Origin of the sequence: Pseudomonas protegens (genome assembly GCF_003732485.1) — a bacterium.
GTDB classification, from domain to species: Bacteria; Pseudomonadota; Gammaproteobacteria; order Pseudomonadales; family Pseudomonadaceae; genus Aquipseudomonas; species Aquipseudomonas protegens_B.
Map to the genome: position 1 here is coordinate 416,164 of NZ_MOAK01000086.1, position 9,485 is coordinate 425,648.

General features: G+C 60.9%; 11 protein-coding genes. 9 read left to right on the forward strand and 2 right to left on the reverse strand.

From position 1 onward, the window contains the following. Positions 1-323, forward strand: a 323-nt coding sequence (locus BLX41_RS33905) for a chemotaxis protein CheB (protein WP_311197601.1), incomplete at its 5' end; no start/stop codon positions are given. Positions 324-371: 48 nt separating this feature from the next. Next, positions 372-1,373 carry a response regulator gene (locus BLX41_RS28850; RefSeq protein WP_025127597.1) on the forward strand — a complete coding sequence of 334 codons (1,002 nt, stop codon included), beginning with the start codon at positions 372-374 and terminating at the stop codon, positions 1,371-1,373. 18 nt (positions 1,374-1,391) lie between these two features. Here the strand turns inward: BLX41_RS28850 and BLX41_RS28855 are convergent, their stop codons facing one another. Continuing rightward, complete coding sequence (locus tag BLX41_RS28855; RefSeq protein WP_123727622.1) at positions 1,392-1,910, reverse strand: hypothetical protein; 519 nt, start codon at positions 1,908-1,910, stop codon at positions 1,392-1,394. Between the two features lie 291 nt (positions 1,911-2,201). Here BLX41_RS28855 and prfB point away from each other — a divergent pair. From prfB to BLX41_RS28890, 7 genes are all read left to right on the forward strand, one after another. Next, a protein-coding gene (gene prfB / locus BLX41_RS28860) for a peptide chain release factor 2 (protein WP_123727623.1) occupies positions 2,202-3,297 on the forward strand; the annotation gives its coding sequence in 2 pieces (ribosomal slippage) (positions 2,202-2,273 and positions 2,275-3,297; 1,095 coding nt in all). A 115-nt stretch (positions 3,298-3,412) separates the two neighbouring features. Then, complete coding sequence (lysS, locus tag BLX41_RS28865) at positions 3,413-4,915, forward strand: lysine--tRNA ligase (protein ID WP_123727624.1); 1,503 nt, start codon at positions 3,413-3,415, stop codon at positions 4,913-4,915. A 105-nt stretch (positions 4,916-5,020) separates the two neighbouring features. Beyond that, on the forward strand, positions 5,021-5,737 hold the full coding sequence (locus BLX41_RS28870; protein WP_123727625.1) for a TetR/AcrR family transcriptional regulator: 717 nt from the start codon (positions 5,021-5,023) through the stop codon (positions 5,735-5,737). Positions 5,738-5,825: 88 nt separating this feature from the next. Further along, on the forward strand, positions 5,826-6,371 hold the full coding sequence (locus BLX41_RS28875; RefSeq protein ID WP_123727626.1) for a hypothetical protein: 546 nt from the start codon (positions 5,826-5,828) through the stop codon (positions 6,369-6,371). 35 nt (positions 6,372-6,406) lie between these two features. Then, a complete protein-coding gene (locus tag BLX41_RS28880) occupies positions 6,407-7,684 on the forward strand; it encodes a flavohemoglobin expression-modulating QEGLA motif protein (protein WP_123727627.1) in 1,278 nt (425 codons plus the stop codon). A 53-nt stretch (positions 7,685-7,737) separates the two neighbouring features. Next, a complete protein-coding gene (locus tag BLX41_RS28885) occupies positions 7,738-8,652 on the forward strand; it encodes an alpha/beta hydrolase (protein ID WP_123727806.1) in 915 nt (304 codons plus the stop codon). Then, positions 8,649-8,975, forward strand: a complete 327-nt coding sequence (locus tag BLX41_RS28890) for a PA3694 family proteiin (RefSeq protein WP_123727628.1) — start codon at positions 8,649-8,651, stop codon at positions 8,973-8,975. Before BLX41_RS28885 ends, BLX41_RS28890 begins: the two co-directional genes overlap by 4 nt. Positions 8,976-9,087: 112 nt before the next feature. On the opposite strand, the gene BLX41_RS36565 is transcribed toward BLX41_RS28890, so the two are convergent. Further along, the coding region (locus tag BLX41_RS36565; protein WP_259745307.1) for an OmpA family protein at positions 9,088-9,485 on the reverse strand (398 nt) is incomplete at its 5' end.

A 9,485-nucleotide genomic window follows, 5' to 3' on the forward strand; every position in this document is an offset into this window, starting at 1 on the left:
TCCGGTTGTTGAAGAACGGCACCCTGGCCTATACCGCCGAACCGGTGAATGAAATCTACCGGCCCTCCATCGACGTGTTTTTCGAGAGTGTCGCCAACTATTGGAATGGCGATGCGGTGGGGGTGCTGCTGACCGGCATGGGCCGCGACGGTGCCCAGGGCTTGAAGTTGATGCGCGATCAGGGGTATTTGACCATCGCTCAGGACCAGAACAGTAGCGCGGTGTATGGCATGCCCAAGGCGGCCGCTGCCATCGGTGCCGCCGCAGAGATTCGCCCACTGGACAAGATCGCTCCACGTTTGCTGGAGATATTTGCCAAATGACTGATAAACGCAGCTGTCCTGGCCAGGTAGCAACTCAGGTGACAACCCATGAATGATTTACAGCTCGACGAATTCAAGACCGACGAAAACGCTGCAATGGTGTTGCTGGTGGATGACCAGGCCATGATCGGCGAGGCCGTTCGGCGTGGGTTGGCGAATGAGGAAAACATCGACTTCCACTTCTGCGCCGATCCTCACCAGGCCATTGCCCAGGCCATCCGCATCAAGCCCACGGTGATCCTCCAGGACTTGGTGATGCCCGGGCTGGACGGCCTGACCCTGGTGCGCGAGTACCGTAACCATCCGGCGACCCAGAACATCCCGATCATCGTCCTCTCCACCAAGGAGGACCCGCTGATCAAGAGCGCGGCCTTTGCCGCCGGGGCCAACGACTACCTGGTCAAGCTGCCGGACAACATCGAGCTGGTGGCGCGCATCCGCTATCACTCCCGCTCCTACATGACCCTGTTGCAGCGCGATGCCGCCTACCGTGCGTTGCGGGTCAGCCAGCAGCAGTTGCTGGACACCAACCTGGTGCTGCAGCGGCTGATGAACTCCGACGGCCTGACCGGGCTGTCCAACCGCCGGCACTTCGACGAATACCTGGAGCTGGAATGGCGTCGGGCAATGCGTGAGCAGAGCCAACTGTCGCTGTTGATGATCGACGTCGACTACTTCAAGACCTACAACGACACCTTCGGCCACCTGGAGGGCGACGAAGCCCTGCGCAAGGTGGCCACGGCGATTCGCGAGGCCAGCAGCCGGCCTTCCGACCTGCCGGCGCGCTACGGCGGCGAAGAGTTCGTGCTGGTGCTGCCCAACACTTCGCCGGGCGGGGCACGACTGGTTGCGGAGAAACTGCGCCAGACCGTGGAAGCCCTGAAAATCCCCCATATCGCGCCGGTGGAGGGCGCCAGTCTGACCATCAGCATCGGACTTTCCACCATAACGCCACAGCCCAACAGCCATTGCCGGCAGTTGATTTCGGCGGCGGACAAGGGGTTGTACCTGGCGAAAAACAATGGCCGCAATCAGGTCGGGATCGAGTAGGCGGGTTCGGCGTGCACGCTAGGCGTCAGCCATTTCCGTGGCCGGCGCCTGATCCTGTGCGACCTCCACCAGGGTGTCTCTGAACAGGTAGTAGCTGTGGCTCGCGGTGTGCCGACACGTGAGCTTTACCGCTTCGATGCGGTAGGTGGTGTAGGTGTTGAGTGTCTTGTCGATGAACCAGTTGTTCAGCAGGTTGCCAGGGGCTATCGGGTAGTCGCCAAAGCTGTAGTCCATGTAGCCGCCCCTGTGGACGTGGACCCAGCGACAGCTGAACCTGGCCTGCAGCCATTGGGTTCGCTCATCGACCTCATCCACCAGCATTCTTGTGCGGTAGTAGATCCACCACCACAAAAATATCAGCCAGGGCACTACCAGGGCGCAGGCCAGCGCCGGTGAGACCAGCAGCCAGATTCCCATCAACGGCATAAAGGCCAGTGCGCTGAAGAGCGCGGCGAAAAACGCCTGGACGCCTCTCCAGTTTCGGCGCTCCCTGCGCTGGATCTTTTCTATTTCTGCGCTGTTGAGTGTGCGTCCCATGAGCCTGCTGCTTCCTTGTCATTTCAGGTGGGATTGTATAGCGCTGGCTGGTCTCAAGAGCACCGTGGTTGCACATTGCAGCCCGTGAGCATCGAAGTTGGTGTGTCTTGCCGAGCAGGGCTTGCAGGTAAGTGAGGAGAATAAAATTCAGTGTGCACTTGGATTTCAGTGGGGCTGTCGCTGAAATTAGATGGCTGATTGGCCTCTAAAGCCGCTAAGCGGGCTGCCGTGATTCGGTGATTCCGTTATAATCTTCGGCTTTCAAAAGTTCGCCAACGAGTGCCGCCCCCCATGGAAATCAACCCGATCCTTAACACCATCAAGGACCTGTCCGAGCGCTCCGAAACTATTCGGGGGTATCTTTGACTACGATCAAAAGCATGAGCGTCTGACCGAGGTCAATCGCGAGCTTGAAGATCCGAGTGTCTGGAACAAACCCGAATACGCCCAGGAACTGGGCCGCGAGCGCGCTGCGCTGGCGCAGATTGTCGAGACCCTGGACGAGCTGAACGGCGGTCTGGCCGATTGCCGCGACCTGCTGGACATGGCTGTCGAGGAAGAGGATGAAGGCGCAGTGGGCGATGTCGTCGCCGAACTGGCCCGTCTCGAGGAAAACCTCGCCAAGCTGGAATTCCGTCGCATGTTCAGCCATGAAATGGACCCGAACAACGCCTACCTGGACATCCAGGCCGGCTCCGGCGGTACCGAGGCCCAGGACTGGGCCAACATCCTGCTGCGCATGTACCTGCGCTGGGCCGACAAGCGCGGTTTCGAAGCGACCATCATGGAGCTGTCGGCCGGTGAAGTGGCCGGGATCAAGGGCGCGACCGTGCACATCAAGGGCGAATACGCCTTCGGTTGGCTGCGCACCGAGATCGGCGTGCACCGCCTGGTGCGCAAGAGCCCGTTCGACTCCGGCAACCGTCGCCACACCTCGTTCTCCGCGGTGTTCGTCTCGCCAGAGATCGACGACAAGGTCGAAATCGAAATCAACCCGGCAGATCTGCGGATCGATACCTATCGTTCCTCCGGTGCCGGTGGTCAGCACGTAAACACCACTGACTCGGCCGTGCGTATTACCCACGTACCGACCAACACCGTGGTCAGCTGCCAGAACGAACGTTCCCAGCACGCCAACAAGGACACCGCCATGAAAATGCTGCGGGCCAAGTTGTACGAGCAGGAAATGCAGAAGCGCAACGCGGCTTCCCAGGCGCTGGAAGACACCAAGTCGGATATCGGCTGGGGTCATCAGATCCGCTCCTACGTGCTCGACGCGTCGCGGATCAAGGACCTGCGTACCAACATTGAACGCAGCGACTGCGACAAAGTGCTCGACGGCGACATCGACGAGTACCTGGAAGCCAGCCTGAAATCCGGGCTGTAAAAAGACGCGATACAGGATCGGCTGATTCAACTCGATCCCTGTAGGAGCCAGCGCTGCTGGCGATCCCCGGACTGCAAGGCCCGGGGGCAACGAACCTGATGGAATATCTAAAGACATGAGCGACCAACAACTCGACCCGCAAGCCCTGCAACAGGAAGAAAACTCCCTGATCGCCCTGCGCAAGGAAAAGCTGGCTGCCGAGCGCGCCAAGGGCAATGCCTTCCCGAACGACTTCCGCCGCGAAAACTACTGCGAAGATCTGCAGAAGAAGTACGCCGACAAGACCAAGGAAGAACTGGCAGAGGCGGCGATCCCGGTCAAGGTTGCTGGTCGCATCATGCTCAACCGTGGCTCGTTCATGGTGATCCAGGACATGACTGGACGGATTCAGGTCTACGTCAACCGCAAGACCCTGTCCGAAGAGACCCTGGCCGCGGTGAAAACCTGGGACATGGGCGATATCATTGCCGCCGAAGGCACCCTGGCCCGTTCCGGCAAGGGTGACCTGTACGTTGAAATGACTCACGTGCGCCTGCTGACCAAGTCGCTGCGCCCGCTGCCGGACAAGCACCACGGCCTGACCGACACCGAGCAGCGCTACCGTCAGCGCTACGTCGACCTGATCGTCAACGAAGAAGTACGCCAGACTTTCCGCGTGCGTTCGCAAGTGATCGCCCACATCCGCAGCTTCCTGATGAAGCGCGACTTCCTCGAAGTCGAAACGCCGATGCTGCAGACCATCCCTGGCGGCGCTGCGGCCAAGCCGTTCGAAACCCACCACAACGCGCTGGACATGGAAATGTTCCTGCGTATCGCGCCTGAGCTGTACCTCAAGCGTCTGGTGGTTGGTGGTTTCGAGAAAGTGTTCGAGATCAACCGCAACTTCCGTAACGAAGGCGTTTCGACTCGTCACAACCCTGAATTCACCATGTTGGAGTTCTACCAGGCCTACGCCGACTACGAAGACAACATGGACCTCACCGAAGAACTGTTCCGTGAACTGGCGCAGCTGGTGCTGGGCAGCACCGACGTGCCGTACGGCGACAAGGTGTTCCACTTCGGCGAGCCGTTCGTGCGCCTGTCGGTGTTCGACTCGATCCTCAAGTACAACCCGGAACTGACTGCCGATGACCTGAACGACATCGACAAGGCGCGAGCCATTGCCAAGAAGGCCGGGGCCAAGGTCCTGGGCTTCGAAGGTCTGGGCAAGTTGCAGGTGATGATTTTCGAAGAACTGGTGGAGCACAAGCTGGAGCAGCCGCACTTCATCACCCAGTACCCGTTCGAGGTGTCGCCGCTGGCCCGTCGCAACGACGACAACCCCAACGTCACCGACCGTTTCGAGCTGTTCATCGGCGGCCGCGAGATCGCCAATGCCTACTCCGAGCTCAATGACGCGGAAGACCAGGCCGAGCGCTTCATGGCCCAGGTGGCGGACAAGGACGCCGGTGACGACGAAGCCATGCACTACGACGCCGACTTCGTGCGTGCCCTGGAATACGGTATGCCGCCCACCGCCGGTGAAGGCATCGGTATCGACCGTCTGGTGATGCTGTTGACCAACTCGCCGTCGATTCGCGACGTGATCCTGTTCCCGCACATGCGGCCACAAGCTTAAGCGTTGTGAATAAGAAGCCGCCTTCAACAGGCGGCTTTTTATTGTCTGGCTGGAACTGACGTACCGCTTCTAATTCTGTGTGATTTTCAAGAGGGAATATCTGTCGTGAACCGCGCAATTGCTCAAGAAGGTGCAGCTGGCATCGCCACTGCGGTGGCTGAAAGTGTTCAGTACCAGGGCCGTAAGGCCAGCCGCCAAGGCAGTGAGCAGCGTAGACAGGATATTCTCGATGCCGCCATGCGCATTGTGGTGCGTGACGGCGTGCGGGCCGTGCGCCATCGTGCGGTGGCCGCCGAAGCCGGTGTGCCCTTGTCGGCCACCACCTATTACTTCAAGGATATCGATGACCTGCTCACCGATACCTTCGCCCAGTACGTGGAACGCAGTGCGGCGTTCATGGCCAAGCTGTGGGCCAGCAATGAAGGCCTGCTGCGGGAAATGGTGGCCTACGGCGACGGCAGCGCCGCGTCCCGTTCGCAGCTGGCCGATGATATCGCCCGACTGACCGCCGATTATGTGCAGCGCCAGTTGCACAATCGTCGCGAGCACCTGATGGCCGAACAGGCCTTCCGCCAGGAGGCGCTGCTCAACCCACGCCTGGCGCAACTAGTGCGCTCGCACCAGCAGATCCTGCTCCAGGGCACCTGCCAGTTCTTCCAGGTCCTTGGCTCCCGGGAGCCGCAACAAGATGCCAAAGTGTTGACGTCTATAATCGGCCGGATGGAATATCAGGGCCTGCTCAACGGCACCGAGCCGCTGGCCGAGGAAGAAATGCTCGGCATCCTCACGCGCTACATGCATCTGGTGCTGGCTTCGGTCTGACGCGTCCGGCACGGCGGGCCGGCTGCGGCCTGTCGGTCGTAGCCCACGCCAGCGGCTAGAGTCATTCTGGAGTTCATAGGAGAGTTGCATGCAAGCCTGGCGCATTCTGATTGCCCTGTCGTTCCTGCTGCTCAGCGGTTGCCTGGTTGTCTTCAAGGACCCGCTGCCGGCCGAACAGGCGGCGCCTGCCCAATTGCTGGGCAAGTGGGCCAGCAAGAATGCCTGGGGCGAGCCGCTGAATATCCAGCTCAGCCAGATCGGCGCCAACCGCTACCGCGCTTCGAGTTACCCCGGCGGCACGGCGCTCCCGCGGGACGCCTATGATTTCACCGTGTCCCGGCACGGCAATCGCTGGTACCTGTCGGCCGCAGTGCCCCAGGCTTTTGGCGGGCATTACAGCATTGCCGGGTTCGAGCTGACGGCAAAACACGAACTGGTGCTCTATACCCTGGACCTGGAACAGATTCGCCAGGCCCTGGGTCAAAAGGCCTTGAACGGCGAAGCCATGACCACGGCCGAGGGCGATGGCGTGCTGATCAGCAGCCCGTTGCCCGAGGTCTTCGCCTACCTTGACGACCCCGCCAACTCCGACCTGTTTGTCGAGGCGGCGCGCTTCAAGCGCGTGGGCAAGTGACCCCGCGCTACAGACCCATTCAATAGGAGCTTCGGGTGGACGATTACCAGCAGACGATACGCACTTTGTCCGATCGCATAGTGCTGGCACAGACACCGATCCGGGTGCTGGATGCGGTGAAGTGGGACGAGAACATCCGCAAGGGCTTTCTCAAGGCCAAGGGCAAGGAAATGCCGGCGGTGGATCGCGCCTATTACGAAGGGCGGCCGCTGTCCTTCGACTCTGGCGCGGTGAAACTGGAGTTCCAGAACATCGAGCGCGACATCACCCGCCAGTTGGGCCAGTTCAATCCGGTGGGCCAGATCATGCGTCGCATGTGCAAGGAATACCGCATGGTGGTGCGCATGCTCGAAGCCCGGGGGACCGGTGATTTCGGGCTGATTTCCCAGGAGCTTTACGGTGCCGCGTCCGATGCCTTCCATGCCGGTGATCCGACCCTGGCGGACCTCGGGCTGATGATGTCCGACTACCTGAACAACATCGACGGGCGCGGCGACCTCAAGGACGAACCCAAGATTCTCAGTGCCAAGGAGGCGGTGAGCCTGCTGCAAAGCCGGTTGAACAAAGTGTTCGGCGAGGCCGAGGAAACCATCCGCGTATTCGAGTCCGACGGCATTGTTGCCGACGCGGCGGCGGGTGCCGACTACATCAAGATCCGCAGCGATGCGATGTTCAACGAGCGTGATGTGCGGGCCCTGGAAGTCCATGAGGGGCTGGTGCATGTGGGCACTACCTTGAACGGTCTCAACCAGCCCATCTGCACCTTCCTGGCCAAGGGCCCGCCGTCGTCCACGGTGACCCAGGAAGGCCTGGCGATCCTGATGGAGATCATCACCTTCGCTTCCTACCCCAGCCGCCTGCGCAAGCTGACCAACCGCACCCGAGCCATCCATATGGTGGAGGAGGGCGCGGACTTCCTGCAGGTGTTCGAGTTCTTCCGCGAACAGGGTTTCGAGATGGCCGAGAGCTATGGCAACGCCAGCCGGGTGTTCCGCGGTTCGGTGCCCACCGGACTGCCTTTTACCAAAGACTTGTCCTATCTCAAGGGCTTCATCATGGTTTACAACTACATTCAGCTGGCTGTGCGCAAAGGCAAGCTGGAGCAGATCCCCTTGCTGTTCTGCGGCAAGACCACCCTGGAAGACATGCGAACCTTGCGCCAACTGGTGGATGAAGGCCTGGTGGTGCCACCCAAGTACCTGCCCGACCAGTTCCGCGACATGAATGCGCTGTCGGCGTGGATGTGTTTCTCCAACTTCCTCAACCACCTGAGCCTGGACCGGATCGAGGCGGACTACTCCAATATCCTTTGAATTTTTCCGGGGGCCCACATGGACGTATTCATAGATACACGGAGTGGCCGATGATGCGTTTGCTGGCCGCACTGACGTTGCTGCTGTGCCTCACAGGCTGCAGCTCGCTGCTGTTCTATCCCGAGCCCGGGCTGCCCTTCACCCCCGAACGGGCCAAGCTCGAATACCGTGACATTACCCTGACCACCGCCGACGGCCTCAAGCTGCACGGCTGGTGGCTGCCGGCCAAGCCGGGGGTGGCGGTCAAGGGCACGGTGCTGCACTTGCACGGCAACGGCGGCAACCTGGCCTGGCACCTGGGGGGCAGTTGGTGGCTGCCGGAGCAGGGCTATCAGGTATTGCTCCTGGACTACCGCGGATATGGCTTGTCCGAAGGTGCGCCGAGCCTGCCGGCGATCTACCAGGATGTCGACGCCGCGTTCAAGTGGCTGGACCAGGCCCCGGAGGTTCAAGACAAACCCTTGATCGTGCTCGGACAAAGCCTTGGCGGTGCCCTGGCCATTCACTATCTGGTGGAGCACCCCGAGCGTCAGGCGCAACTCAAGGCCATCGTCCTCGACGGTGTACCGGCCAGCTACCGTGATGTCGGGCGTTATGCCCTGAGCACTTCCTGGCTGACCTGGCCGCTGCAGGTGCCTTTGTCGTGGCTGGTGCCGGACGCCGACAGCGCGCTTCACCTGCTGCCGCGTCTGACCGGGGTGCCGAAACTGATCTATCACAGCATCGACGATCCGATCGTGCCCCTTTCCAACGGCATCCGGGTGTATCAAGCTGCGCCGCCACCGCGGGTCCTGCAGTTGACCCGCGGTGGCCATGTGCAAACCTTTGCCGATCCGACCTGGCGCCGCGTGATGCTGCGCTATCTCGACGATCCGCAGCATTTCGACGGGTTGCGTCGCCTGGGGGAAATCCCCAACTACCCGACGACGCCGAATTCAGCAGTTGAACCTCCAGAGAGTCCGCAATGAGTGAAGAACGTAACGCCATTCCCATGATCATCACCGGTATCTGCAGCATCATCGGCACCGTGGCCTGCCTGTGGTACTACGGCTATCTGCACTTCGCCAAACCGGAGGACGCGTTGCTGCTCAGCGACTTCACCATGCTCAAGACGGTGCCCGGTGAGGACTACAAGATCTCCCTGCAACCGGCCGACGAAGTGGCCCAGTGCATCGATGGCGTGCTGGTGCTGTTCGACACCCAACAGAAGGGCCTGACCGGGGTGCTGGTGAACAAGAAGAAGCAGGCGGTGCGCTGCATGGGCCAGGAACCCCCGCAACTGGAGCAGTGATCGGTTCGCCGGCAAGCCGGCTCCTACAGAGGTAACCGCATAAAAAAACGCCGCCGACCTGATGAGGTCGGCGGCGTTTTGTTTTACCTGCCTGTAAAGGCAGGGCGCTCCATCAGTTGCGGCTGATGGCCGAACGTGGCGCTACCGGCTGGTTGTCGTTGGAAATGGTCACTTCCACGCGACGGTTCATGGCGCGGCCGGAAACGCTGCCGTTATCGGCTACCGGATACTCCTTGCCGTAACCCTGGCTGACGATACGCGCCGGGTCGACACCCATGCGGATCAGGGCCATCTGCACCGAGCCGGCACGGCGCTCGGACAGGGACTGGTTATAGGAGTCGCTGCCGGTGCTGTCGGTGTAGCCTTCGACGATCACCTTGCGGTCCGGGTTCTGCTGGAGGAATTGCGCCAGCTTGTTGATGTTCACCAGGCCGCCGGATTTCAGGTCGGACTTGTTGGTGGCAAACAGCACGTCACCGAAGGTCACCAGCGTACCGCGGTCGGTCTGCT

What these genes read in the sequence shown, in the direction of transcription:
- BLX41_RS28850 (WP_025127597.1), top strand. Translation starts at nt 372, where the DNA reads ATGAATGATTTACAGCTCGACGAATTCAAGACCGACGAAAACGCTGCA.
- BLX41_RS28855 (WP_123727622.1), bottom strand. Translation starts at nt 1,910, where the DNA reads ATGGGACGCACACTCAACAGCGCAGAAATAGAAAAGATCCAGCGCAGG.
- lysS (WP_123727624.1), top strand. Translation starts at nt 3,413, where the DNA reads ATGAGCGACCAACAACTCGACCCGCAAGCCCTGCAACAGGAAGAAAAC.
- BLX41_RS28875 (WP_123727626.1), top strand. Translation starts at nt 5,826, where the DNA reads ATGCAAGCCTGGCGCATTCTGATTGCCCTGTCGTTCCTGCTGCTCAGC.
- BLX41_RS28885 (WP_123727806.1), top strand. Translation starts at nt 7,738, where the DNA reads ATGCGTTTGCTGGCCGCACTGACGTTGCTGCTGTGCCTCACAGGCTGC.
- BLX41_RS28890 (WP_123727628.1), top strand. Translation starts at nt 8,649, where the DNA reads ATGAGTGAAGAACGTAACGCCATTCCCATGATCATCACCGGTATCTGC.